General features: G+C 67.2%; 24 protein-coding genes and 1 riboswitch. Of the genes, 9 read left to right on the top strand and 15 right to left on the bottom strand.

The genetic code is table 11. The features are described from left to right. Nucleotides 1-3 precede the first annotated feature (3 nt). Nucleotides 4-789, bottom strand: coding sequence for a sulfurtransferase (locus ABL838_RS17735; protein WP_126023831.1), 786 nt, complete (start codon nucleotides 787-789; stop codon nucleotides 4-6). Between the two features lie 112 nt (nucleotides 790-901). Here ABL838_RS17735 and dnaE point away from each other — a divergent pair, with 112 nt between their 5' ends. The 3 genes from dnaE to ABL838_RS17720 all read left to right on the top strand — a co-directional run bounded on the left by dnaE (nucleotide 902) and on the right by ABL838_RS17720 (nucleotide 6,071). Beyond that, nucleotides 902-4,420, top strand: a complete 3,519-nt coding sequence (gene dnaE / locus ABL838_RS17730; RefSeq protein WP_126023832.1) for a DNA polymerase III subunit alpha — start codon at nucleotides 902-904, stop codon at nucleotides 4,418-4,420. A 103-nt stretch (nucleotides 4,421-4,523) separates the two neighbouring features. Beyond that, the gene (locus ABL838_RS17725) at nucleotides 4,524-4,925 is read left to right on the top strand and encodes a YgiW/YdeI family stress tolerance OB fold protein (protein ID WP_418121321.1); all 402 of its coding nucleotides are present in this window, start codon (nucleotides 4,524-4,526) and stop codon (nucleotides 4,923-4,925) included. Between the two features lie 189 nt (nucleotides 4,926-5,114). Next, nucleotides 5,115-6,071 (top strand): IS110 family transposase, encoded by a 957-nt coding sequence (locus ABL838_RS17720; RefSeq protein ID WP_418121320.1) that lies wholly within the window; start codon nucleotides 5,115-5,117, stop codon nucleotides 6,069-6,071. A gap of 16 nt (nucleotides 6,072-6,087) precedes the next feature. On the opposite strand, the gene ABL838_RS17715 is transcribed toward ABL838_RS17720, so the two are convergent. From ABL838_RS17715 to ribD, 11 genes are all read right to left on the bottom strand, one after another. Further along, nucleotides 6,088-7,818 (bottom strand): peptidoglycan D,D-transpeptidase FtsI family protein, encoded by a 1,731-nt coding sequence (locus ABL838_RS17715; RefSeq protein ID WP_126023834.1) that lies wholly within the window; start codon nucleotides 7,816-7,818, stop codon nucleotides 6,088-6,090. A gap of 87 nt (nucleotides 7,819-7,905) precedes the next feature. Further along, nucleotides 7,906-8,823 carry a cell envelope integrity protein TolA gene (locus ABL838_RS17710; protein ID WP_126023835.1) on the bottom strand — a complete coding sequence of 306 codons (918 nt, stop codon included), beginning with the start codon at nucleotides 8,821-8,823 and terminating at the stop codon, nucleotides 7,906-7,908. A gap of 3 nt (nucleotides 8,824-8,826) precedes the next feature. Continuing rightward, nucleotides 8,827-9,264: an ExbD/TolR family protein gene (locus ABL838_RS17705; RefSeq protein ID WP_184637307.1), complete on the bottom strand. Its 438-nt coding sequence runs from the start codon at nucleotides 9,262-9,264 to the stop codon at nucleotides 8,827-8,829. Between the two features lie 15 nt (nucleotides 9,265-9,279). After that, nucleotides 9,280-10,002 carry a protein TolQ gene (tolQ, locus tag ABL838_RS17700; protein WP_126023837.1) on the bottom strand — a complete coding sequence of 241 codons (723 nt, stop codon included), beginning with the start codon at nucleotides 10,000-10,002 and terminating at the stop codon, nucleotides 9,280-9,282. Next, nucleotides 9,999-10,457: a YbgC/FadM family acyl-CoA thioesterase gene (locus tag ABL838_RS17695; RefSeq protein WP_126023838.1), complete on the bottom strand. Its 459-nt coding sequence runs from the start codon at nucleotides 10,455-10,457 to the stop codon at nucleotides 9,999-10,001. Before ABL838_RS17695 ends, tolQ begins: the two co-directional genes overlap by 4 nt. Then, nucleotides 10,454-11,650: a pyridoxal phosphate-dependent aminotransferase gene (locus ABL838_RS17690; protein ID WP_418121319.1), complete on the bottom strand. Its 1,197-nt coding sequence runs from the start codon at nucleotides 11,648-11,650 to the stop codon at nucleotides 10,454-10,456. Before ABL838_RS17690 ends, ABL838_RS17695 begins: the two co-directional genes overlap by 4 nt. 52 nt (nucleotides 11,651-11,702) lie before the next feature. Next, entirely contained in the window at nucleotides 11,703-12,257 is a 555-nt protein-coding gene (gene nusB / locus ABL838_RS17685; protein ID WP_418116701.1) for a transcription antitermination factor NusB, read from the bottom strand. Further along, on the bottom strand, nucleotides 12,254-12,721 hold the full coding sequence (gene ribH, locus ABL838_RS17680; RefSeq protein WP_126023840.1) for a 6,7-dimethyl-8-ribityllumazine synthase: 468 nt from the start codon (nucleotides 12,719-12,721) through the stop codon (nucleotides 12,254-12,256). The genes nusB and ribH overlap by 4 nt, the downstream gene beginning before the upstream one ends. Nucleotides 12,722-12,725: 4 nt before the next feature. Next, on the bottom strand, nucleotides 12,726-13,883 hold the full coding sequence (gene ribBA, locus ABL838_RS17675; protein WP_126023841.1) for a bifunctional 3,4-dihydroxy-2-butanone-4-phosphate synthase/GTP cyclohydrolase II: 1,158 nt from the start codon (nucleotides 13,881-13,883) through the stop codon (nucleotides 12,726-12,728). After that, on the bottom strand, nucleotides 13,880-14,533 hold the full coding sequence (locus ABL838_RS17670) for a riboflavin synthase (protein WP_184637311.1): 654 nt from the start codon (nucleotides 14,531-14,533) through the stop codon (nucleotides 13,880-13,882). Before ABL838_RS17670 ends, ribBA begins: the two co-directional genes overlap by 4 nt. 44 nt (nucleotides 14,534-14,577) lie before the next feature. Further along, nucleotides 14,578-15,699 (bottom strand): bifunctional diaminohydroxyphosphoribosylaminopyrimidine deaminase/5-amino-6-(5-phosphoribosylamino)uracil reductase RibD, encoded by a 1,122-nt coding sequence (gene ribD, locus ABL838_RS17665; protein WP_418121318.1) that lies wholly within the window; start codon nucleotides 15,697-15,699, stop codon nucleotides 14,578-14,580. 207 nt (nucleotides 15,700-15,906) lie between these two features. Here ribD and ABL838_RS17660 point away from each other — a divergent pair, with 207 nt between their 5' ends. The 6 genes from ABL838_RS17660 to ABL838_RS17635 are packed head-to-tail and all read left to right on the top strand — an operon-like array spanning nucleotide 15,907 to nucleotide 22,123. Further along, nucleotides 15,907-16,410 carry a GspH/FimT family pseudopilin gene (locus ABL838_RS17660; RefSeq protein ID WP_418121317.1) on the top strand — a complete coding sequence of 168 codons (504 nt, stop codon included), beginning with the start codon at nucleotides 15,907-15,909 and terminating at the stop codon, nucleotides 16,408-16,410. Then, nucleotides 16,407-16,949: a type IV pilus modification protein PilV gene (pilV, locus tag ABL838_RS17655; protein WP_418121316.1), complete on the top strand. Its 543-nt coding sequence runs from the start codon at nucleotides 16,407-16,409 to the stop codon at nucleotides 16,947-16,949. Before ABL838_RS17660 ends, pilV begins: the two co-directional genes overlap by 4 nt. Beyond that, complete coding sequence (locus ABL838_RS17650; RefSeq protein WP_418121315.1) at nucleotides 16,946-17,755, top strand: PilW family protein; 810 nt, start codon at nucleotides 16,946-16,948, stop codon at nucleotides 17,753-17,755. The genes pilV and ABL838_RS17650 overlap by 4 nt, the downstream gene beginning before the upstream one ends. Further along, a complete protein-coding gene (locus ABL838_RS17645; RefSeq protein ID WP_126023847.1) occupies nucleotides 17,752-18,459 on the top strand; it encodes a pilus assembly PilX family protein in 708 nt (235 codons plus the stop codon). The genes ABL838_RS17650 and ABL838_RS17645 overlap by 4 nt, the downstream gene beginning before the upstream one ends. 51 nt (nucleotides 18,460-18,510) lie before the next feature. Then, nucleotides 18,511-21,651 carry a pilus assembly protein gene (locus ABL838_RS17640; RefSeq protein ID WP_418121314.1) on the top strand — a complete coding sequence of 1,047 codons (3,141 nt, stop codon included), beginning with the start codon at nucleotides 18,511-18,513 and terminating at the stop codon, nucleotides 21,649-21,651. Nucleotides 21,652-21,661: 10 nt separating this feature from the next. After that, on the top strand, nucleotides 21,662-22,123 hold the full coding sequence (locus tag ABL838_RS17635; RefSeq protein ID WP_418121313.1) for a type IV pilin protein: 462 nt from the start codon (nucleotides 21,662-21,664) through the stop codon (nucleotides 22,121-22,123). Between the two features lie 30 nt (nucleotides 22,124-22,153). Here the strand turns inward: ABL838_RS17635 and nrdR are convergent, their stop codons facing one another. From nrdR to ABL838_RS17620, 3 genes are all read right to left on the bottom strand, one after another. After that, nucleotides 22,154-22,597 carry a transcriptional regulator NrdR gene (gene nrdR, locus ABL838_RS17630; protein WP_007836918.1) on the bottom strand — a complete coding sequence of 148 codons (444 nt, stop codon included), beginning with the start codon at nucleotides 22,595-22,597 and terminating at the stop codon, nucleotides 22,154-22,156. Between the two features lie 42 nt (nucleotides 22,598-22,639). Continuing rightward, entirely contained in the window at nucleotides 22,640-23,884 is a 1,245-nt protein-coding gene (glyA, locus tag ABL838_RS17625; RefSeq protein ID WP_126023850.1) for a serine hydroxymethyltransferase, read from the bottom strand. A 41-nt stretch (nucleotides 23,885-23,925) separates the two neighbouring features. Further along, a riboswitch (ZMP/ZTP riboswitch) is annotated at nucleotides 23,926-24,049 on the bottom strand. Between the two features lie 41 nt (nucleotides 24,050-24,090). Beyond that, nucleotides 24,091-24,927 (bottom strand): lytic transglycosylase domain-containing protein, encoded by an 837-nt coding sequence (locus ABL838_RS17620; RefSeq protein WP_126023851.1) that lies wholly within the window; start codon nucleotides 24,925-24,927, stop codon nucleotides 24,091-24,093. Nucleotides 24,928-24,959 lie beyond the last annotated feature (32 nt).

Here is a 24,959-nt window from a genome sequence, read left to right as displayed (position 1 = left end):
CCGTTACTGCTTGATGGCGAGGTCGGGGTCTTCCGAGGCGCGGGCGCTGGCGCGTGCCGAACGCGCGCTCAGGTCGGGCGCCAGGGCCTCGCGGCCGTCGAAGACGAAGCAGTCGCCCTTGTAGTGCGCGCCGCCGACCTCCTCGAAGTACTTGAGGATGCCGCCTTCGAGCTGCAGCACGTTCTCCACGCCTTCCTCGTGCATCAGGATCGCCGCCTTCTCGCAGCGGATGCCGCCGGTGCAGAAGCTCACCACCGTCTTGCCCTTGAACTCGTCGCGGTGCGCGCGCAGGGCGGGCGGGAATTCGGTGAACTTGCCGATGCGCCAGTCGATGGCGCCTTCGAAGCTGCCGTAGTCGACCTCGAAGGCGTTTCGGGTGTCCAGCAGGGCGATCTCGCGGCCCTGGTCGTCATGGCCTTGGTCGAGCCAGCGCTTGAGCGTGGCGGCGTCCACGCCGGGCGCGCGGCCGGCCTCGGGCTGGATGGCGGGGTGGTCCATGCGGATGATCTCGCGCTTGAGCTTCACCAGCATGCGCCGGAAGGGCTGCGCGGCCGACCAGCTTTCCTTGGCCTCCAGGTCGGCGAAACGGGCGTCGGCGCGCAGATGGGCCAGGAAAGCCCGCACGCCCTCAGCCGTTCCGGCCAGGAACATGTTGATACCTTCGGGTGCCAGCAGGATGGTGCCCATCAGCCCCAGGGCCTGGGTGCGGGCACGCAGGTCTTCGCGCAGCGCGGGGCTGTCGTCTATGGCCACGAACTTGTAGGCCGCGATATTCAAAATCTCTTGCACGGGGCGGGATTTTAGGTGCCGGCGGAATATCGCCCGGGTACAGGGCCTCTGCCGGGGTGATTCAGGGATTGCCAACCCACATCGTGGAGGGCCCGCTTTCTACAATGGAAGCATGTTTGTTCACCTGCGCCTGCACACCGAGTTTTCCGTCGTCGACGGCACCAACCGAATCGACGACGTCGTCAAGGCCGCCGCTGCCGACAAGCAGCCCGCACTGGCCATCACCGACCTGAACAACCTGTTCGGGGCCGTCAAGTTCTACAAGCAGGGCCGGGGCAAGGGCGTCAAGCCCATCGTCGGCGCCGAAGCCTTCGTGGACGGGCTGGGCAAGGAGCCCGGCGCTCTCACCCGCATCGTGCTGCTGGTGCAGAACATGGAGGGCTACCTCAATCTGTCGGAGCTGCTCGCGCGGGCATGGACGCAGAACGTGGGCCGGGGCCAGTCGCAGGCGGCCTGCAAGCTCGAGTGGCTGCAGGAGCTCTCGGGCGGGCTGATCGCGCTCTCGGGCGCGCAGGCCGGGCCGCTGGGGCAGCCGCTGCTGCAGGGGCAGGGCGAGCGCGCGGCCGAGCTTGCGCTGCAGCTGGCGGGCATCTTCCCGCACCGCTTCTATATCGAGCTGCAGCGCGCGGGCCGGCCTGAGGACGAGCCGCACGTCGTTGCCGCCGTGCAGCTGGCGGCCCGGCTGCACCTGCCGGTTGTCGCCACGCACCCGGTGCAGTTCGCCACCCGCGAGGACTACGAGGCGCACGAGGCGCGCGTGTGCATCTCCGAAGGCGAAATCCTGGGCAACCCGCGCCGGGTGCGCCGCTTCACCGAGGAGCAGTATTTCAAGTCGAGCGCCGAGATGCAGGCGCTCTTCGCCGACGTGCCCAGCGCGCTGGCCAACACGGTCGAGATCGCCAAGCGCTGCAACCTGACGCTGGTGCTGGGCAAGCCGCAGCTGCCGGACTTTCCGACGCCTTTCATCGCCGAGGGCGTGCGCATGCCCATCGACGACTTCTTCCGCCAGGAATCGTTCTACGGCCTGGAGCTGCGCCTGAAGCACCTCTACCCCGACGAGGCCAGGCGCGACGCCGAGCGTCCGCGCTACGTGGAGCGGCTGGAGTTCGAGATCAACACCATCCTGAAGATGGGGTTCCCGGGCTACTTCCTGATCGTGGGCGACTTCATCCAGTGGGCCAAGAACAATGGCTGCCCGGTGGGCCCCGGCCGGGGCTCGGGTGCCGGCTCGCTGGTGGCCTACGCGCTGAAGATCACCGACCTCGACCCGCTCGAATACAAGCTGCTGTTCGAACGCTTCCTGAACCCCGAGCGCGTCTCGATGCCCGACTTCGACATCGACTTCTGCCAGGGCAACCGCGACCGCGTGATCGACTACGTGAAGGACAAGTACGGCCGCAACGCCGTGAGCCAGATCGCCACCTTCGGCACCATGGCCGCGCGCGCGGCCATCCGCGACGTGGGCCGCGTGCTCGACATGAGCTACATGTTCTGCGACGGCATCAGCAAGCTGATTCCGAACAAGCCGGGCATGTCGGTCACGCTGCAGTACCCGCCCGAGAAGAAGATCGAGGGCGACAAGAACAACTACGCCATCGAGATGGAGCCGCAGCTCGCGGAGCGCATCGAGAAGGAAGAAGAAGTGAAGATGCTGGTCGAGCTCGCGCAGAAGCTCGAAGGCATGACCCGCAACATCGGCATGCACGCCGGCGGCGTGCTCATCGCGCCGGGCAAGCTCACCGACTTCTGCCCGCTCTACCAGCAGCCCGGCAGCGAATCGGCCGTGAGCCAGTACGACAAGGACGACGTGGAGGCCATCGGCCTCGTGAAGTTCGACTTCCTGGGCCTGGCCACGCTCACGATCCTGGAGATCGCGCGCGAGTTCATCATGAAGCGCCACAAGGGCCAGGAGAACTTCGCGTTCGAGAACATCCCGCTGAACGACGGCGCGACCTACCGGCTCTTCTCCGACGGCAAGACCGAAGCCGTATTCCAGTTTGAAAGCCGCGGCATGCAGGGCATGCTGAAGGACGCGCGACCGACCCGCCTGGAAGACCTGATCGCGCTGAACGCGCTGTACCGCCCGGGCCCGATGGACCTGATTCCCAGCTTCGTGGCGCGAAAGCACGGCCGCGAGGACGTGGAGTACCCGCACCCGGCCGTGGCCGAGATGCTCTCCGAGACCTACGGGATCATGGTCTACCAGGAGCAGGTGATGCAGACCGCGCAGATCCTGGGCGGCTACTCGCTCGGCGGCGCCGACCTGCTGCGCCGCGCGATGGGCAAGAAAAAGCTCGAGGAGATGGCCGAGCACCGCGAGAAATTCCGCGCGGGCGCGCTCGCCACACACGGCATCGAGCAGGACAAGGCCGACGAGATCTTCGACTTGATGGAGAAGTTCGCGGGCTACGGCTTCAACAAGTCGCACGCCGCCGCCTACTCGCTGCTGGCGTACCACACGGGCTGGCTCAAGGTCCACTACACGGCCGAGTTCTTCTGCGCCAACATGACCGTGGAAATGGACGACACGGACAAGCTCAAGCTGCTGTTCGAGGACGCCCAGAAGAACTTCGGCATCACCTTCGAGCCGCCGGACGTGAACCGCGGCAACTACCGCTTCGAGCCGGTCACCAACAAGGTGATCCGCTACGGCCTGGGCGCCGTCAAGGGCACCGGCCAGCTCGCGGTCGAGGCCGTGGTGCGCGCGCGCGAGGAGGGCGGGCCGTTCAAGAGCCTGTACGACTTCTGCGTGCGCATCGACCGCCAGCGCATCAACAAGCGCACGGTGGAAGCGCTGATCAAGGCCGGCGCCTTCGACGCCATCCAGCAGAACCGCGCGGCGCTGGTCGCCTCGCTCGACCGCGCCTTCGAATTCGCCAATGCCACGGCGGCCAACGCCTCGCAGGCCGACATCTTCGGCGACTGCGACCACGGATCCGCCACCGCCGAGCCCGACCTCGTCGACGCCACGCCCTGGGGCGTGAAGGAGCGCCTGACGCTCGAAAAGACCGCCATCGGCTTCTATCTCTCGGGCCACCTGTTCGACGAGGTCTCGCACGAGGTGCGGCGCTTCTGCAAGCGCGAGATCACCGACCTGCTCGACAGCCGCGACCAGCAGGTCATCGCCGGTATCGTGAGCGACTTCCGCGTCATCAACGGCCAGCGGGGCCGGCTGGCGATCTTCAAGCTCGACGACAAGTCCGATTCCATCGAGGCCACGGCCGACGAGGCGCTCATCAACGCGAACCGCAACACGCTGAAGGACGACGAGCTCGTCATCGTCAGCGGCCGGCTGCAGCCCGCGCGCGGCGGCTTCGAGGCCCGCTTCCAGGTGCAGCAGGTGTGGGACCTGGCCTCGGCGCGCTGCCGCTTCGGCAAGTTCCTGCGCGTGGCGGTCAACGGCAAGGCGCCCGACATCGCGCGCCTGCTGAAAGACTTTCCGCCGCGCACCGAGCAGACCGAGGTGGGCGACCTGATACAGGGCCTGCCGGTGCGGCTGTCGATGGCGCGCGCGGGCGCGCAGGTCGAGCTGCAGCTGGGCGACCGCGCCAAGTTCTTCCCGACCGACGCGGCGCTGGCCAGCTGGACCGCGCAGGCCGAGGCGGGCAAGGCGCTGATCGTCTACGACTGATTTCTTCCTGCGCCACTGCAAGTGCCCGGCGGGCGTGGGCTCTTTGGGCTGCTGGCTAGGATTCCTCCCGTCTTTCAACCAAGAAGTTCAGGAGGAACTCCGCATGAAGAAATCGTCCCTCGTCCTCGCGTTTGCCCTGGCATTGCCTTTTGCTGCTTCGGCTCAATACACCGGCCCGAGCACGACCCCGCAGAACGCGGCCGCGGGCACGCCCTACGCCGGCCCGAGCACCGTGCCGACCATGACCATCAAGCAGCTGATCGACACCGGCAAGGACGACCAGCACGCCACGCTGCGCGGCTTCATCGTGTCGCACGATGGCGGCGAGCACTACACCTTCGCCGACGACACCGGCCGCATCAAGGTGGAGATCGACGCCAGGCACTTCCCTCCGGGCGTGAAGATCGACGACAAGGTGCGCGTCGAGATCACGGGCGAGTTCGACAAGGACCTGATCGGCAGCAAGGTCGAGCTCGACGTGAAGCGCCTCGCCGTGCTGCGCTGAGCCCCGGCCCGGCCTTGCGGCCTTGTATCTTTAAGCCTCGGACCGGCTCGGGTAGCCCGAGCGGCCTCCGGGCCATTTGTTGAAGCCCGCCTCTGAGCACTGGGCGCCCGAGCCGGACCGTCCTTCTCTGCAGCCCGAACGGTTGTAGGAACTTGAAGTTCGTATAGACAAGGATGGGAGTGAGAGGACGTGTCCGACTCTGTTTTTATCGGTATTGATGTCTCCAGCCAGACCCTGGAGATCGCCAGCAGCGATCAGGGCAAGACTTGGCAGCTCGCCAATGACGTGGCTGGCATCGAGCAACTGGTCAACCAGGCATCGGCTTTGGCGCCCGCGCTGGTTGTGCTGGAGGCCACGGGCGGCTACGAGTTCGAAGCGGCCTGCGCGTTGCAAGCCGCGGGCTTGGCGGTGGCGGTGGTCAACCCGCGCACCGCGCGCGACTTCGCCCGCTCGATGGGCGCGCTGGCCAAGACCGATGCGCTGGATGCGCGCATGCTGGCGGCCTTCGCCCGCGTGCTGCACCAACACCCCGAGCGCGAGCGCTTCGTCAAGCCGCTGGCTGATGCCGAGTTGCAGCAACTGCAGGCCTTGGTGCTGCGTCGGCGCCAGTTGGTGCAGATGCTGACCTCCGAGCGGCAGCGCCTGCGCCTGGCGCACGCGGCGGCGCGCCCGAGCATCGAGCGAGTCATTGAATTCTTGAAGCAGGAACTCGGCGACAGCGAAGCCGAGGTGGCTGCGCATGTGCAGCGCCATCACGCCCGATTGGCCCAGGCGCTGGCCAGCGTGCCGGGCATCGGCGCTGCCAGCGTTGCAGTGCTGCTGGCCGAACTCCCCGAACTCGGCAAGCTCGACCGGCGCCGCATCGCTGCGCTGGTGGGCGTTGCGCCCTTGAACCGCGACTCCGGCCAGATGCGTGGTCAGCGCTGCATTTGGGGTGGGCGCGCCGATGTGCGGCGAACCCTGTACATGGCCACGCTGACGGCGGTGCGACATAACCCGGCGCTTAAGGCCTGCTATGAGCGCCTGCTGGCGGCAGGAAAGCGCAAGAAGGTCGCTCTCGTGGCCTGCATGCGCAAGCTGCTGACCATGCTCAATGCCATCGCCAAACACGGCACCACATGGGATCCGACGATGCATATCGCTTGACTGACAAGACGGTTGCTCAGTGCGCCATCGATGCCACGGCGAGGTCGGGCACCACGTTCATGATGCGCAGCGTCTGCTGCACCACCTGGCTGAACACCGGCGCGGCCACCAGGCCGCCGAAGTACTTGCCGGCGCTGGGCTCGTCGACCATCACCGCGACGATGATGCGCGGCTTGTCGATGGGCGACATGCCCGTGTACCAGGCGCGGTACTTGTTGCTCGCGTAGCCCTTGCCGACCTGCTTGTGCGCGGTGCCGGTCTTGCCACCCACCGAGTAGCCCACCGTCTGGGCCAGCGGCGCGGTGCCGCCGGGCGCGGCGGCCATGTGCATCATCTGTCGCACCTCGCTGGCCACCAGCGGCGAGAACACCTGCACGCCGGGCGGTTCCTCGCCGTGGTTCTTCAGCAGGCTGATGGGGATCACCTCCCCGTCGTGCGCGAAGGCCGTGTAGGCATGCGCGATCTGGAAGAGCGACGCCGACAGGCCGTAGCCGTACGACATGGTGGCCTGCTCGATGGGGCGCCACGACTTCCACGGCCGCAGCCTGCCCGTGACCGCGCCGGGAAAGGGCGTCTGCGGCTTCTGGCCCAGGCCCACGGCGGTGAGCGAGTTCCACATCTCCTGCGCCGACATGCGCTGCGAGATCTTGGTGGCGCCGACGTTGCTCGACTTCTGGATCACGCCCTCGACCGTGAGCACGCCGAAGTTCTCGTCGTCGTGGATGGTCGCGCCAGAGACGGTGATGCGCCCCGGGTTGGTGTCGATGATGGTCTTGGGCGTGACGCGGCCCAGCTGCAGCGCGGTGGCGATGGTGATGGGCTTCATGGTCGAGCCCGGCTCGAACACGTCGGTCATCGCGCGGTTGCGCAGCTGCTCGCCTGTGAGGTTGCGGCGGTCGTTGGGGTCGTAGCTCGGGTAGTTGGCCATGGCCAGCAGCTCGCCGGTCTGCGCGTCGACCACCACCACGCTGCCGGCGCGTGCCTTGTTGGCGACCACGGCGTCGCGGATCTTCTCGTAGGCGACGAACTGCACCTGGTCGTCGATGCTCAGCTGGATGTCGTGGCCTGGCGTGGGAGGCACCTGGTCTTCGGTGTCCTCGATGATGTGGCCCAGCCGGTCCTTCAGCACGTGGCGCGAGCCGGCCTTGCCGGCCAGGTCGTGGTCGAAGGCGAGCTCGATGCCCTCCTGGCCCACGTCTTCCACGTTGGTGAAGCCCGCCAGATGCGCCGCCGCCTCGCCCTCGGGGTACTGGCGGCGGTAGTCGCGGCGCAGGTAGACGCCCTTGATGTTGAGCGCGGCCACCTGCTTCGCGATGGGCTCGTCGACCTGGCGCTTGATCCAGACGAAGCTCTTGTCCTCGTCCTCCAGCTTCTTGTCGAAGTCCTTCTGCGGCATGCCGAGCAGCTTGGCTGCTTGCTTGAGCTTTTCCAGCGTGGCAGGGTCGTCGCGCTCGATGTCCTCGGGAATGGCCCAGATGCTGGGGGCGGGGATGTCGGAGGCCAGGATCAGGCCGTGCCGGTCGAGGATGCGGCCGCGGTTGGCCGGCAGCTCCAGCGTGCGCTGGTAGCGCACCTCGCCCTGGTGCTGGAAGAAGTCGTTGGCGAAGATCTGGACGTAGGCTGCGCGCCCGGCCAGCAGCAGGAAGCCGAAGGCGACGCTGGCCACGATGAACTTGCTGCGCCACACGGGAGTGGGGCTGGCGAGCAGGGGACTGCTGCCGTAGCGGATGCGGCCGTTGGGGGTCATGAGCCCTGATTATCGAGTTCCGGGTGACATGAAAGTCACCCGGAAAGGGCCCGTTTTCTTAGCTGCGCGTTAGGCGCAGGCTGCAAATCAGCGCTTGGGCCGCAGCGTGACGATCAGCGACGGGAAGATGCGCCCGTCGGTGTCGCGAGGCAGCTTGTCGGTCTTGCGCAGGCCGCGCTCTGCGGCGTCGTCCCAGCCCGGCAGGCCGCTCGATTTGCTGAGCTTCACGCCGACGATGGTGCCGTCGGGCGCCAGGCTCACCTCGAACTCCGCCGCCGGGTTGCCGTTCACGGTGTCGGCATCCGGGAAGGTGATGTTCGGGCGCACCGCGGCTGCGATGCGGCCGGCATAGCCGCTGGAAGGACCGGACGTACGCTGGGCCGTGCCGCGCGAATCGTCGCTGCCGGTGGCGTTCGCAAGGCCCTGCATGCGCTTGAGCGCGGCGGCGCGGTCGGCGGCTGCCTGCTTCGCGGCGGCCTCGGCCTTCTTCTGCTCCGCCTGCTTGGCTTCGGCTTCCTGCTGCTTCTTCTGCTCGGCCAGCTTCTTCTGCTGTTCCTTCTTGCGCTCGGCCTCTTCCTCGGCGCGCTGCCTGGCTTCCAGCTCTTTCTTCTTCTGCTGTTGCTGGCGCTCGAGTTCGCGCTCCTGCTGCTCCTTCTGTTCCTTGAGCTTCTTCTCGCGCTCGAGCGCGATGTCAGGGGCCTTGGGCGCGGGAGCGGGCTCCGGCGCCTTCGCTGCCGGAGGCGGCGGCGGAGCAGGGGCGGGCGGCGGCGGCGCGGGAACTGGGGTGGGCGCCGGCGGCGCCTGCAGGCGAGGCGCCGCCTGCTGCACCGTGGACGACCACAGCTCCGCGTCCACAGCGCCCTCGTCGGCGTCGCTGCGCCAGCGCACGCCCCACGTCAGCGCCGCGATCAGCAGCCCGTGGGCAATGAGCGCCAGTACCAGTGCACGCCCGGTGCCGCGCTGCGGCGGCGGTGCGAACTCGGGGCGATCCAGTGCGAGCGACATGCCTTACTTGCCGCCCGTGGTCGTGACGGACAGGCCCACGCGCTCGATGCCGCTGCGCTTGAGCTGGTTCATCGCCTTCACGACGGTCTCGTACTTCACGGCCTTGTCGGCGCTGATGACCACCGGGCGCTGGTCGTCGCCACCCTGCGCCTGTTTCGCGGCCGAGCCGATCTGGGTCATGGGGATCGAGGTGCCGCCCGTGCCGGTGGACGGGTCCTTCTTGATCTGCACTTCGTCCTCGCTCTTGATGACGATCTCGATGGGCTTGTCGGGCTGCTTGCTGGCGCGGTCGACCGAGGGCAGGTTGATCACGCTCGGCGTGATGAGCGGCGCGGTGACCATGAAGATGATCAGCAGCACCAGCATCACGTCGATGAACGGGACCATGTTGATCTCGTTGATCGTCCGGCGGCCGCGGCCCCGGGATGAAACGGCGGGCATGCGCTGCGCCTCCGTTCAGCGGTTGGCCGGAGCCACCGAGGAGCCCGCGCCGCCGGCAGCCGGGTTGGCCGACAGGTTGCGCTGCAGGATGTTGGAGAACTCCTCGATGTAGGTCTCGAGGGCGATGGCGATCTTGTCGATCTCGCGGGCGAAGCGGTTGTAGCCCACGACCGCCGGGATGGCGGCGAACAGGCCGATGGCCGTGGCAACCAGCGCCTCGGCGATGCCGGGGGCCACGGTGGCCAGCGTCACCTGCGCCAGGGCGGCCAGGCCGGTGAAGGCGTGCATGATGCCCCAGACGGTGCCGAACAGGCCGACGTACGGAGAGACGGAGCCGACGGTGGCCAGGAATGAGAGATTCTGCTCGGCCGCATCCAGCTCGCGCTGGAAGCTCGCGCGCATCGCGCGGCGGGCGCCGTCGAGCAGGGTGCCGGCATCGGTGACATGGCGCTCGCGCAGCTTCTGGTACTCGCGCATGCCGGAAGCGAAGATGCGTTCCATGGGGCCGGCGAACTTGGCGTTCTGAGCGGCGGAGGCGAACAGCTCGTTGAGGCTGGTGCCCGACCAGAACTCGCGCTCGAAGTCCTCGTTGAGGGCGCGCATGCGACGCAGCGCGAAGTACTTGCGGATGATCGCGGCCCAGCTGGCGATCGAGACGATCACGAGCAGCGCCACCACCAGTTGCACCACGAAGCTCGCATGGAGCAGGAGATTGATGATGGAAAGGTCTTGGTTCATGGCTTGAAAGTTTGAGTCATGGAGCCGCTGTAGCGCTCCAGGGTTCCCGTCACCTGTTTCGGGATGCGTGCGGGCCGCAGCGTGGCGGCGTCCACCCATCCGATGCGGATCGTGCCCTCGCACAGCAAGACGGGTGCCGGGGCCCCGGTTCGCTCTTGCTCTGTTTTCGATAGCACGCGCTGTCCGATTATCAACGACGCCGTGCCCAATTGTTCGAGATCGGCAGTCACGAGCAACTCGTCGTCCAGCCGCGAGGGCCGATGGTATTTGAGCCGGGTTTCGCTCACCACGAACTGGCCGCCCGTTTCCTCGCGCAGCTTGCGCTGCTCCACGCCCAATGAACGCAGCCACTCGGTTCGGCCGCGCTCCATGAACTTCAGGTAGTTGGCGTAGAACACGATGCCGCCGGCGTCGGTGTCTTCCCAGTAGACGCGGATCGGGAACGCGTAGCTCATCGGTCCTTGTTCTCGGCCATCGCCCGCAGGCGCTCGATGGATTCCCGCAGGTGCGCCATCGAGCTGGCGGTGGAGAAGCGGACGAACTTCGCGGTCTCGGCGGTGCCGAAGTCGCGACCGGGCGTGACAGCCACGTGCGCGCGCTTCATGGTCTCGAAGGCGAAGTCCCAGCTGCCCGAGATGCCGAGCTTCTCGGCGAAGGCGGTGCAGTCCGCCCAGGCGTAGAAGGCACCGTCGGGCACCACGGGCACGTTCAGGCCCAGCGCGTTCAGCTGCGGAATGAACCAGTCGCGGCGCGCCTTGAACTCGGCGCGGCGGCGCTCGTACTCGGCGATGCTCTCGTCCTCGAAGCAGGCGAGCGCCGCGTACTGCGACACCGTGCTCGCGCAGATGAAGAGGTTCTGCGCCAGTCGTTCGACCACCGGCACCAGCGCCTCGGGCACCACAAGCCAGCCGAGGCGCCAGCCGGTCATGTTGAAGTACTTGCTGAAGCTGTTGATGCTGATGACGTTCTCGTCGATGGCCAGCGCCGTCTGCCCGAAGGCATCGTCGTAGGACAGGCCCAGGTAGATCTCGTCGATCAGCGTGATGCCGCCGCGCTTCGACACCGCTTCATGGATGCGGCGCAGCTCGTCGGGCGCAATCGAGGTACCGGTCGGGTTCGAGGGCGATGCCAGCAGCACGCCGCGTGTCTTGTCCGTCCATGCGGCCTCGACCTTGGCGGCGGTGAGCTGGAAGCGCTCCTCGGCCGTGGTCGGAATCAGCACCGCCTTGCCCTCGGCAGCGCTCACGAAGTGGCGGTTGCACGGATAGCTCGGATCGGGCATCAGGATCTCGTCGCCCGATTCGATCAGCGCCAGGCAGGCCAGCTGCAGCGCGGCCGAGGCACCGGCGGTGACGACGATGCGGCGCGCCGGCACGTCGATGTTGAAGCGCTGGCGGTACCAGGCGCTGATGCGCTCGCGCAGGTGATCGAGGCCGGTGGCCTGCGTGTACTGCGTGGCGCCGGCACGCACCGCGCGGGCGGCGGCTTCCTGCACCAGCGGCGGGGCGGTGAAGTCGGGCTCGCCGATGTTCAGGAAGATCATCGGCCGGTCGGTGTGGGCGACCTCGCGGGCCAGCACGCCCGCTGCCTTGGCCACTTCCATCACGTAGAAGGGCTCGATGCGCTGCGCGCGCGTGGAAATTCTCATCGCACCCCCTGGCTGCGGCGCCATGCGCCCTCGGTCGGCCGAGCGTTGCCGCTCATGCCCTTGCTTTTCCCGAAGCCCGGTCGGCTTCGACCTCGAGCGGGCGAAGCTGTGGCGCCAGGCCGTTGAGCACGGCATTCACGTACTTGTGGCCGTCGGTGCCGCCGAATTCCTTGGCGAGCTCGATGCACTCGTTGAGCACCACGCGCCAGGGCACGTCGGGGCAGTTCTGGAACTCGTAGACGCCGATCCACATCACGGCGTGCTCGATGGGCGAGATTTCCTCGAACTTGCGGTCCAGCAGCGGGCGGATCAGCGCGTCGAGCTGCTCGGCGCCTTCGATGGAGCCGTGCAGCAGCGCGTCGTAGTGCAGCGCGTCGGCCTTGTGGAAGCCGGCGAGGTCGCGCGTGAAGTGGTCGATGTCGGTCGGGTCGTTGCGGCCCACCAGGTGCTGGTAGAGCGCCTGCAGCGCGAACTCGCGCGCACGGGTGCGGTTCGACTTGGCCGAGGCCTTGCGCGCACCGGTGCTGGTGAGGCCCACGCGCGACTGCCTGGGCTTTTCGCCGGCGGCCTTCAGGGCCTTGAGGGACTTGGAGCTGTCTTCGGTCATGAAAGGGTGGCCAGCAGTTGTGCCATCTCGACAGCCACGCGGGCAGCGTCGCGGCCCTTGTCGGTCTGGCGGGCGACGGCCTGCTCGAGGTTTTCGGTGGTGAGGATCGCGTTGGCGATGGGCAGGCGGTAGTCGAGGGCCACGCGGCTCACGCTGGCGCCCGATTCGTTGGCCACGAGTTCGAAGTGATAGGTCTCGCCGCGGATGATGCAGCCCAGCGCCACCAGCGCGTGGTAGCCGCCGCGCTCGGCGAGCGCCTGCAGCGCCACGGGCACTTCCAGCGCGCCCGGCACCTGCACATGGTGGATGTCGCTGGCAGCCACGCCCAGCGCCTCGAGCTCCGAGAGGCAGGCCGAGGCCAGCGCGTCGGTGATGTCGGCGTTGAAGCGCGCCTGCACGATGCCGATGCGCAGGCCCTTTCCGTTCAGCGGCTTCGATTCCGCTCCCTTGTTTGCACCTTGCATGGTTTCAGTCTTTCGTGAGGTAGCCGGCGATCTCGAGGCCGTAGCCCGCTGCCATGCTGGGCATGCGCCGCGGCGTACCCAGCAGGTTCATCTTGTGCACGCCGCATTCGCGCAGGATTTGCGCGCCGATGCCGTAGCTGCGCAGGTCCATGCGGCCGCGCTCGGGCGCCTGCGCGGGGCGCGCGGTGCCGTCGAACTGCGCGAGCAGCTCGCTCGCGGTTTCGCCGCAGTTCAGCAGCACGGCCACGCCCTTGTCCTCGTTCGCGATGTGCGAGAGGCTGGCGTCCAGGCTCCAGGAGTGCAGCGAGCGATTGATTTCGAGCGCGTCGAGCACCGACAGCGGCTCGTGCACGCGCACTGACACGGTCTCTTCGGGCGCCCACTTGCCGCGCACCAGCGCCAGGTGCACGCCGCGGCTGGGCTTGTCGACGAACGCGTGGGCGGTGAAGCTGCCCCAGGCGGTCTGGATCTCGCGGCAGCCGACTTTCTCGACCAGCGACTCGACGCGGCTGCGGTGCTCGATGAGCGCGGCGATCGTGCCGATCTTCAGGCCGTGCTCCGCCGCGAACACCTGCAGGTCGGGCAGGCGGGCCATGGTGCCGTCCTCGTTCATCACCTCGCAGATCACCGAAGCGGGCGAGCAGCCGGCCATCGCGGCGAGGTCGCAACCGGCTTCGGTATGGCCGGCGCGCATCAGCACGCCGCCGTCCACAGCCTGCAGCGGGAAGATGTGGCCGGGCTGCACCAGGTCGGCGGCCACGGCGTTGGGTGCCACGGCGGCCTGCACGGTGCGCGCGCGGTCGGCGGCGGAGATGCCGGTGGTCACGCCCTCGGCCGCCTCGATGGAGACGGTGAAGGCGGTCGAATGCTTGGCGCCGTTGCGCTGGACCATCGGCGGCAGCTGCAGCCGCTCGCACATCTCGCGCGAGAGCGTCAGGCAGATCAGGCCGCGCGCATGGCGGGCCATGAAGTTGATCGCCTCGGGCGTGATGTGGTCGGCCGCGATGACGATGTCGCCTTCGTTCTCGCGGTCTTCCTCGTCGACCAGGATCACCATGCGGCCGGCGGCGAGCTCGGCCACGATCTCCTCGACCGACGAGATCGGGGCTGGTGCGCGCGCGGCGCTGGGGGCGGCGCCGATCGGCGTGACGGAGGCGTTCATCTGGAAGTGTCCTTGGGTGTGGTCGTGAGCATGCCGGCTTGAAGCATGCGCTCCACGTAGCGCGCCACGGTGTCGATTTCGAGGTTGACCTTCGAGCCGGCCTTCAGGCCGCCGAGGGAAGTGTTCTCGACGGTGTGCGGGATCAGGTTGATGCTGATCTCCGCGCCGTCGGCGATGTCGCTCACGCTGTTGACTGTGAGGCTCACGCCGTTGATGGTGATCGAGCCCTTGTAGGCGAGGAAGCGGGCCAGCGCGACGGGCGCGACCACGCGCAGTTCCCAGCTTTCGCCGACCGGCTCGAACCGGCTGACGCTGCCGATGCCGTCCACGTGGCCCGACACGATGTGGCCGCCAAGGCGGTCGCTCGCGCGCAGGGCCTTCTCGAGGTTGATGCGGCTGCCCTCGTCGGTCAGGCCCGCGGTCTTGTCGAGGGATTCGGCGGAAATGTCGATGGTGAACTGCTGGCGCTCGGGAGCGAGCGTGGTGACCGTCATGCAGGCGCCATTGAGCGCGATGCTGTCGCCGAGACCGACGTCGTCGAGGTAGCCCGCGGGCACCTCGATGCTGAGTCTCTTGCCATGGGAGGAGGTGGTGCCGAGGTCGTGGATGGCGGCGATGCGCCCCACGCCGGTGATGATTCCGGTGAACATCCCGGCATTTTCGCAGAGAACGAAGGGGCTACGCGGCGGCCGGGCTAGAAGGTATCCCGTCCGGCAATCCTGGCGACGATGCGCAGGTCGGGGCCGATCTGCTCGAAGTTTCGGAATTCGAGGGGCAGGGCGCCCGCCAATTCAGTCAGCGGGCCGCCGGCGTGAATGCCGGAGGCGATATCCAGTCCGTCGCCGATCAATTTCGGCGCCAGATAGACCAGCAATTCGTCGACCAGGCCTTCGCGAAGCAGCGAGCCATTGAGCTTGTGGCCGGACTCGACGTGCAATTCATTGACCTCGCGGCGGGCAAGATCCTTCAGCATCGCCACCAGGTCGACCTTGCCCTGCGCATTGGGCAGGCAGGTGACCGTGGCGCCGCGCGCCTCGAGGGCGGCGGCTTTCCGTTCATCCTGCACCGCCGCGTAGATCCAGACTGGGCGGCCGGGCATGAAGAGCTTCGCGCCCGGGGGGGTCTGGAGCTGGCTGTCGACCACCACCACGCGCGGCTGCCGCGTGGTCTGCACGAGGCGAACGTCGAGCCTGGGGTCGTCCTCGATCACGGTGCCCACGCCGGTCAGCACCGCGCTCGCGCGCGCCCGCCAGGCGTGGCCGTCGGCGCGTGCGGGCTCGGACGTGATCCACTGGCTCACGCCGTTGTGCAGGCCGGTCTTGCCATCGAGCGAGGCCGCGACCTTGAGCCGCACCCACGGCGTCTTGCGGACCATGCGGCTGAAGAAGCCGAGGTTGAGCTCCCGTGCGTCGTCGGCGCCGGGCCCGACCTCGACTTCGACCCCGGCGGCGCGCAGCCGCTCGAAGCCTTGGCCGGCGACCAGCGGATTGGGGTCGGCCATCGCCGCCACCACCCGGCCCACGCCGGCCGCCACCAGCGCATCGCAGCACGGGCCGGTGCGGCCGTGGTGGGAGCAGGGCTCCAGCGTGACCCAGGCCGTCGCGCCAACGACTGAATTGCCCCGTGCCGCCGCATCGCGCAGCGCCATCACCTCCGCATGCGGACCACCGACCTGCTGGGTATGGCCCTGGCCGATCACCGCGCCGTCGGGGGCCACCAGCACGCAGCCGACGCGGGGGTTCGGATCGGTCTCGGGGCCGGCCTGGCGTGCGAGATCCAGGGCCTGGATCATGAAATTCGGATTTTGTTTTGTCATTCTTTTGTTAAATCAATTGAATTGCAAATGTCAATTTCGAAATCCATCGAAAACAATTTGCCGCCAGTCCATTTGTTCTGACCGCCTGTCGCGCAATTGGCGTTATTGGCCGGCCAGCGGTAAATCGGATAAATAGAATTCGCGCCCATCGAAATCAGGGAGGAGCGCCCGTCCGGTACGCAGGTGCAAGGCGGCGGGCGGCAAGACATGGACAACAACGGATTCTGCGCGTCCGAACGAGGCTTCACGCTCATCGAGATGATGGTCGTGATCGTACTGATGGCCGTGATGCTGGGACTGGCGCTGCCGAGTTTCAACGGCCTCGTCGAACGGTATCGGGTCGAAGCCATGGCCAAGGCGCTGATGGCAAGCATCGCCGATGCCCGCGCCGAGGCGGCTCGCCGAGGGGTGAAGGTGACCATGCAGCAGCGCACGGGGTGCCAGGGCCGGGACTGGAGCTGCGGCTGGGAGACGCTGGTCGGAAGCGGCGACGCCGCCGAATTCCTCAAGCGCCAGGACCCCGACGGCCGTGTCTCCATCGAGAAGGGCGCGGCTGGCGCCATGTCGTTCGACCCCATGGGCTACTCGACCGGTCCGGGCCGTTTTCGCCTTCGTCCGGCCGGCAGCGCCGATTCATCCAACATCGTCGCGGTATGCCTCGCGCTCGGCGGGCGCATGCGGCTGGTGAAGGGGGACGGCCCGTGCTCATGAAGCGCTTTTGCTTTCGCCGGGTGCAACAGGTGCAGCGGGGCTTCTCGATGATCGAGGCGCTCGTCGCGCTGCTCGTGCTATCGCTGGGCCTGCTGGCGCTGGCCGGCTTCCAGGTTCGCGTGCTGGTCGACAGCGTCGGCGCGAGCAACCAGAACCTCGCGATGCAACTCGCCGGCGACATGGCCGATCGCATCCGCGCCAATCCCGCAGCAGCGGCGACGACGCCCAGCAAGTACGTGACAGACTGGTCGGCCGCAGCAGCCAGCGGCCCCAAGCCGTCCTGCGAGGGAGCCAGGGCTGCATGCAATGCCGCCGAACTGGCGGCGCACGATATCTGGGGCTGGAAGCGCGCGGTAGCTGCTGCCTTGCCCGGCGGGGTGGCCGACGTGAAGGCCAGCGCGACGGCGGGCGGCATGCTGTTCTTGCATGTCGCCTGGGACGAGCCGGCAGTGCTCGACCCGATCGCGCCCGACCCGGACTGGCAGTGCCCCACGGGCAAGGCCTGCCTCGAAGTCGCCGTCGCGGTGCCGCAGCCATGAAGCGCCGAACGCCATCCGGCTTCACGCTGGTCGAGTTCCTCGTCGCGCTGGTCGTCGGCATGCTGATCGTGCTGGCCGCCATCGCGGCCATGCTCGGCACGCGCAGTACCGCCATGACCGGCGACGACGTCAACACGCTCAACCAGTCCTCGGCGCTGGCTTTCAGGCTGCTGGGCCAGCAGATACGGCAGGCCGGCTACATCCCCATCGATCCCACCGAGCCGCTCTACTACTTCAACACCACCGCCGGCCGGGACACCAACCTGACAGACGAGCCCGCCTTCTTCGCGATCAAGGGCGTGGAGTCCGAGAGCGGCTCCGGCAACGACAAGCTGAAGCTGGGCTACGCGCCGAACCCCGACTATTTCAAGGACTGCCTGGGTCAGGAGCCAGGGCGGTCTTCGGGCGGCGAATACGACCGTACCGCCCCCGAAGCGCAGGGCAACGCGCGGCTCATCACCAGCGAGTTCTATGTGTCGAACTACACGCTCAGGTGCCAGGGAAGCGGCAACGCGATTCCGCAGCCGGTCATCGACGGCGTGGAGCGTTTCGACGTCATGTACGGGGTCAGCGCCATGTCCGGAAGCCGGCAGGTGGTGCGCTACGTGAAGGCCGACGACGTCGATGAGGGCTTTCGCGACGTCCGGACGGTACGCATCTGCCTGCAGCTCGCGGGCACCTCGAGGAGCAACCCTGCAGGCAGCTACGTCGACTGCGACGGGGTCTCGAAGACGAGCGGCGACGGCAAGCTGCGGCGTGTCTATACGGCAGTGTTCTCGCTGCGAAACGACCTGGGGGCGTTGTGAGCACGGCGAAGGCGACAGGTCCCGCCCACAGGCTGGCCAGCAAACTGCCGGCGCAGCATGGCTTCACGCTGTTCATCGTGATGATCATGCTGCTGCTTTCGGCCCTGCTGCTGATCGGCGGGGCGCGCACCGCGGTGCTTCTCGAGTCGATGGCGGGTAACCAGCGCGAATACCAGCGCGCCTTCGAGGCTGCCGAGGCAGCGCTGCTGGATGCGGAGCGCGACATCCGGCAACTGGCCTTCGATTCCGCGAGCAAGACCTACGTGGCGTGTTCGGCACTCGCCACGGCGCGCTGCCGCAAGGCAGAAGACGGCCGCGTCTTTCCCGACCGGGATACGGGCTGGGTCACCGCCTACATGAACGCCGGCCCCAACAGCTGCGAGCGGGGCATCTGCTATTTCTCCGAACCCGATTCGGTCGCCGCCGCCGACGGCAGCGAGGCCTACCGCTTCTGGCGCGGCGATGCCTACAAGGCCAAGTCCGCCAGGTACGGCGAGTTCACCGGAGCGCCCAAGGCCGGCAGCCCGGCGCTGGACGGCGCCAGGTACTGGATCGAGGTGATCGACCGACGGAACAGCAAATACCCGCTGTATCGCATCACGGCGACTGCCACGGGAGCGCGCAGCGGCAACGGCAAAGGGGATGCGACGAAGGTCGAGCTGCAGGTGTCCTTCGATCCGGACCCGGTCTCCGGGGTGAACTGAATATTGGGAGAGAAAGAGATGAGGATCAGGAAGCTGCCAGGACGCGCCGTCGTGTCCAGCCTGGTGTTGGCACAGACCGTCGTGCACGCCGCGCAGTATCCGCTGGCGCAGGTGCCGCGAAATTCCGCGGTCGCGGAGCCGGCGCCGAACGTGATCGTTTCCGTCGACAACTCCGGAAGCATGTACGGCAGCGGCATGGCTGCCCTGCAGGCTGCTCTCAGGGAGAACTTCTCGGAGGCCAATATTCCCGATCACCGCATCCGCCTCGCCTGGCAGGCGCTGAACGACGATCGCAGCGATCGCAACTGCGCTGCATTCAGAAGCGCCGCGCTTCCTTGCAGGATCGGCGGACGCGTCAACGCAAACCTGATGCGTTCGCTGGACCGGACGCACCGCGCCAATTTCATGGCCTGGGTCAACGCCATCCAGGCGACGGGAGGCACGCCTCTTCACGAAATGATGGCCCGTGCGGGCGAGTACATGCAGACCACTGGCCAGCACAGCCCCTTCTCGGATGATCCGGGTGTGGCCGGAGCCTCGCAATCGGGTTGCCGCAGGTCGTTCCACATCTTCATGACCGATGGCGACTACTGGCCGCCCTCGGGGTTGGAGAGCTTCATGCCCATCGTCGCCAACGAAGATGGCACGCACCGCTCGCTCCCCGACGGCACCCTCTATGCGCCGCGCCCACCCTATGCCGACAACTTCGGGAGGATGAAGCGCCCGACGCTCGCCGACTTGGCCTTCGAGTACTGGGCCCGTGACCTGCAACCCGGCGTGCCGAACAACCTGAAGAAGATCATTGCCGAGCCTGGCGACGTGACAGTGGGGCGCGCCAAGGTCTCCGAGTACTGGAACCCCAAGAACGATCCGGCCACCTGGCAGCACCTGACGACCCACTTCATCGGGTTCGGTGCCGCGGGCACCTGGTGGTCTCGACCGAAAATCTCGACGACGGCCTCGCAGCCTACCTACAGCGAAGACTATGCCGGCGTGGTCGATGGCTCGATCCAATGGCTTGATCCGTTCAACGGCAATGCTCGAATGGACCTCTGGCATGCCGCCCTGAACAGCCGCGGCACGTTCACGCCGGCTTCCAATGCCAAAGCCCTGAGCAGCGCATTCAGATCGATCCTCGGACAGGTTCTGGTCAACTCCAGCACACCGCTGACATCCATCTCGGCAAGCGCTTCCAGGGTCTCGACAGGCACTTCCGTCTATCAGGCCGGCTACGACACGGCCGACTGGTCCGGCAGACTCAGCGCCACGAAGTTCGGCACCGACGGCAAGCTCGCTGCCAAAGCCGACTGGTCGGCGCGCGACCTGCTCGATACCCGCATGGCAAGCACTGGCGCACACGACCGGGACCGCGTTGTGCTCAGCTTCTCCGGCACCACGGCTGCGTCTGCGGGCCGCGCAGCGACCACCGGCGCGGGCGTGCCGTTCAGGTGGGCCGACTTGAGCGACGCGCAGAGGGCCGCGCTCAAGGCCAGCACCGACACCGACACCGAGAGCACCGCCCTCGGCCGGGCCGTGCTCGACTTCCTGCGCGGCGATCGCAGCAACGAGGGCGCCGGCCGCCAGTTCCGCAAGCGCGGCCATGTGCTCGGCGACATCGTGGGCTCCAGCGTCTGGTACGAGGGACAGCCCAAGAGCGGCTTCACCGGCGAGGCCTATGCGGCGTTCGCTGCCATCTCCCGCGCGCCGATGCTCTATGTCGGCGCCAACGACGGCATGCTGCATGCGTTCAACGCGAGCACCGGCAAGGAGGCGTTCGCCTACGTGCCCGAAGGCCTCTACGGCACGGCGGCGGCGCCGAATCTCAATCGGCTCAGCGAAGCCGGCTACACCCATCGGTACTACGTCGACGGCAGTCCCTTCGTCGCCGACATCTACATGGGGCAGAAATCCCCGGCCAGGACGACCGACGAGCAGAAGGCGGCGAACTGGAAGTCCTTGCTGGTCGGCACGCTGGGCGCGGGTGGCAAGGGCTACTTCGTGCTCGACGTCACCAGGCCCGAGAACGTCGACGAGCGCAAGGCCGCCAGCATCGCGCTGATCGACACGACCGCGCTTGCGGATGACGACCTGGGCCATCAGTTCCAGCAGCCCGCGCTCGATTCCTTCTCGGGGCGGGCGCTTCAGGTCGCGCAGTTGAGCAACGACCGGAAGGCCCTGATCCTGGGCAACGGCTACAACAGCAAGAGCGAGAAAGCCGTGCTGTGGATCCAGTATCTCGATGGCGACAAGGAGATCCTCAAGATTCCCGCCCCGGCCACGCAGGGGAAAGACACGGGCAACGGGCTGTCCGCGCCACGTCCGGTGGACCATGATGGCGACGGCAAGGTCGATCTCGTCTACGCCGGCGACCTGCTCGGCAATCTCTGGAAGTTCGACCTCAGCAGCACCGACAGCCGCCGGTGGACGGCCACCATCGGGCCCTTCGACAAGCGCCGCGCGGCCGGTTCGGAGTCTGCCTCCGGCCTCGACGACAAGCCGTTGTTCGCGGCAGGCGCGGGCCAGCCGATCACGGCAGCGCCCCTCGTGGTCGGGCATCCTCGAGGAGGCTACATGGTGGTGTTCGGCACCGGACGGCTGTTCGCCTCGGGCGACGAAAGCTCCACTGCGGACCAATACCTTTACGGCATCCGTGACCCGGCCAACGGGAGCTCCGGCACCGCGGCCTCCACCGACCTGGTGGCGCAGACCATCGGGGATACCCCCGTCCACGAAGGCGATACCGAATTGCGCACCGTCTCCCGCAACGGCGTGAGCTTCGGCGGTTCGCAGGCCCGGCGCGGCTGGTATCTGAAGCTGCCGACGGCGGGCGAGCGCGTCGTCTATCCCGGCCAAGCATTGGGCAGCGGCATCGGCCTGTTCTCGACAACCATCCCCGGATCGAGCAGCAACTCTGTCGACTGCACGGCGGGAACGGGCGACGACGGGTGGTCGCTGCTGATCGACTTCTTCAGCGGCTCCGCGCCGGCGGGCATTTCGTACACCACGGCCGGCGCGGTGGGCGCCTACGCGGGGTTCCGAAACCGCTCCGGCCGAAGCGACCTCGTCCTGCAGCCGCAGAACCGGCAGAAGGGCACGGAGGTGATCTGCAATGCCGCGGGCGACTGCAAGTCAGTCACCCGGCCGGACAACGTGCGCCGCTTCGGCTGGCGCAGCCTGATCTCGAGCAACTGAAACGAAAGCCATGGACAACCATCCCGGAGCACAAGCCAGCCGGCAAACTCGTTCGCGCGGCTTCACGCTGATCGAACTCATGATCGTGACGGCGGTGATCGGTATCCTCGCCGCCATCGCATATCCCAGCTATACGCGTTATGTGCTGCGGGCCAAGCGTGCCGATGCGAAGCAGCAACTGTTGCAGGCGGCGCAATGGAACGAGCGCTACCTGACGGCCAACGGCAGATATCCGCCCACCAGCGTTGCGTTGCCGGCCGGGCTGAAGCAGTCGCCGTCGTCCGGCTCGGCCAGCTACGACATCGGCTATGTCGACAGGAGCGAGAGCAGCTACACCCTGAAGGCCGTACCTCAGGGCGCTTCAGCCGCAGACGAGTGCGGCACGCTCACGGTGAACCATCAAGGAGCCAAGCTGGCCGGAGGACGCACGAGCGTCGCGGATTCGCTGGTTCAGCTCTGTTGGACCCGCTGAGGGCCGGCCGGGCAAGGGCGGCAGCGCCGATCAGATGTCGCGCAGCAGCTGCCGGAACTCGTCCACGTCCTCGAAGCTGCGGTACACCGAGGCGAAGCGAACGTAGGCGACCTTGTCGAGCTTCTTGAGTTCGCGCATGACGAGCTCGCCGACCTTGGTCGAGTCGATCTCTCGCAGGCCGCTGGCCAGCAGCTTCTGCTCGATGCGCAGCAGCGCGTTGTCGATCTGCTCGATGCTCACGGGGCGCTTGCGCAGCGCCAGCATCATGGAGGCGCGCACCTTGGTCGAGTCGAAGTCGGCGCGACTGCCGTCCTTCTTCACGACCACGGGAAAGTTGACGTCGGGCCGCTCGTAGGTGGTGAAGCGCTTGTCGCAGGCGCTGCACTGGCGGCGCCTGCGGACGAAGTCGGCGTCTTCCGAAACCCGGGTCTCGACGACCTGCGTTTCAAGATGGCCGCAAAACGGGCATTTCATGCGGCCAGGACTTCTTTCTTCTTTCTACGGGCCGACAACAGATCAGCGGTAGACCGGGAACCGGCTGGTCAGGGCGTGAACCTTGGCGCGCACGGCTTCGATGTTCGCCGCGTCGCGCGGGTTCTCGAGCACGTCGGCAACCAGGTTGGCGGTGATGCGGGCCTCTTCGTCCTTGAAGCCGCGGGTGGTCATGGCGGGGGTGCCGATGCGCACGCCGCTGGTGACCATCGGCTTTTCGGGGTCGTTGGGGATCGCGTTCTTGTTGATCGTCATGTGGGCGCTGCCCAGCACGGCTTCGGCTTCCTTGCCGGTGATGCCCTTGGCGCGCAGGTCGACCAGCATCACGTGGCTTTCGGTGCGTCCGCTCACGATGCGCAGGCCGCGCTGGGTGAGGGTCTCGGCCACGATCTGGGCGTTCTTGACCACCTGCTGCTGGTAGGCCTTGAACTCGGGCGACATGGCTTCCTTGAACGCGACGGCCTTGGCGGCGATCACGTGCATCAGCGGGCCGCCTTGGAGGCCCGGGAAGATCGCGCTGTTGATGGCCTTCTCGTGCTGCGACTTCATCAGGATGATGCCGCCGCGCGGGCCGCGCAGGCTCTTGTGGGTGGTGGAGGTGACGATGTCGGCGTGCGGCACCGGGTTGGGGTACACGCCCGCAGCCACGAGGCCGGCGTAGTGGGCGATGTCGACCATGAAGATCGCGCCGACGTCCTTGGCCACCTTGGCGAAGCGCTCGAAATCGATGCGCAGCGAGTAGGCCGAGGCGCCCGCGATGATCAGCTTGGGCATGTGCTCATGCGCCTTGCGCTCCATCGCGTCGTAGTCGATCTCTTCCTTGTCGTTCAGGCCGTAGCTCACGACGTTGAACCACTTGCCGCTCATATTGAGGGGCATGCCGTGGGTCAGGTGGCCGCCTTCGGCCAGGCTCATGCCCATGATGGTGTCGCCGGGCTTCAGGAAGGCGAGCATCACGGCTTCGTTGGCCGAGGCGCCGCAGTGCGGCTGCACATTGGCGGCGTCGGCGCCGAAGATCTGCTTGACGCGGTCGATGGCCAGCTGCTCGGCCACGTCGACGTGCTCGCAACCGCCGTAGTAGCGCTTGCCCGGGTAGCCTTCGGCGTATTTATTGGTGAGCTGCGAGCCCTGTGCGGCCATGACGGCCGGGGAGGCGTAGTTCTCGCTGGCGATCAGCTCGATGTGGTGTTCCTGGCGTGCGTTCTCGGCTTGAATCGCGGCCCAGATTTCGGGGTCGGTCTGTTCGACCAGGATATTGCGTTGGTACATGGCAGTCCTTTGAAGACGAGGTCCTTGTTCTTCAACCAAACAAGGGCTGCCCAGGCGAACGGCTGAACGCCTGTGTGACCAGGCGGTACGCTTCCCAGTGGTATTCCACGTCAGCGCGGGGCACCTTGCAGAGTGCTGCGCCTATCGCCAGTCGCGTACCGGGCGAGTGTAGCTCAGGAGGCTGTACCCGCGCGGCGAAAACTCCTTCAGGAAACGGAGGAGAGCAGGGCCACCTTCGCCGGCTCGCTGCCTTCCTCGCGCTTGGCGGGAGGCGCCGCCACCGGGATCGGCTGCGGACGCACGGTCGGCGTGATCGTCGACGGCGCGCGGCCGTTGGCGACCTGCAGCAGGCGCTCGTGCTCGGCCATCACCTTGGCGGCGTAGCCGCCGTCGTCCTCGAGGTTGGCCGCGCCCACGTAGTAGCGCAGGCCGCCTTCCAGGGAGCCGGCGCGGGCGATGCATTCCTGCAGCACCTTCACGCCGACGCGCATGTTGGTGACCGGGTCGAACGCGGTGAGCGTGCCGCCCGCGCTTTCATACTTGTCGCCGTGCACGCGGGTCATGACTTGCATCAGGCCCTGGGCACCGACCTGGCTTTGGGCGAAGGGATTGAAGCTGGATTCGACGGCCATGATCGCGAGGATCAGGGTCGGGTCGATCTTCGTGCGCTTGCCGATGCCGTAGGCCTCGGCCACCAGCACGCTCAGCGGCTCGGCGGCCACGCGGTACTTCTTGCTCAGCCAGTAGGCCACGGCCGCCTGCTGCTTGGGCAGGTCGGCGGGGCTCGCGGCCGTGGTGCGCTCGATGGCGGTCGGCTCGAGGTCGGTGGCTTCGGGCGCGGGCTTGCGCGACTGCAGCCAGCCCATCAGTTCCTCTTCGCCGGTCTTGCGCAGGTCGGGCCGTGCCACCAGGGCGAGGGCCGCGAACACGATGGCCAGACCGACCAGTGCAAACCCGTTGTGGGTGATTTCAAAAAAGCCGTCTGCCACATCGGACAGGAAAGTCCGTAGCCCGCGGGCCGTGACATCAAACGCCTTGTTCATCGCTCTTCCTTTCTGTGCGGCACCCGATTCGC

It is taken from the genome of Variovorax sp. 160MFSha2.1 (genome assembly GCF_048305075.1).
GTDB lineage: Bacteria > Pseudomonadota > Gammaproteobacteria > Burkholderiales > Burkholderiaceae_C > Variovorax > Variovorax guangxiensis.
This window is presented reverse-complemented; position numbering and strand designations above follow the sequence as displayed.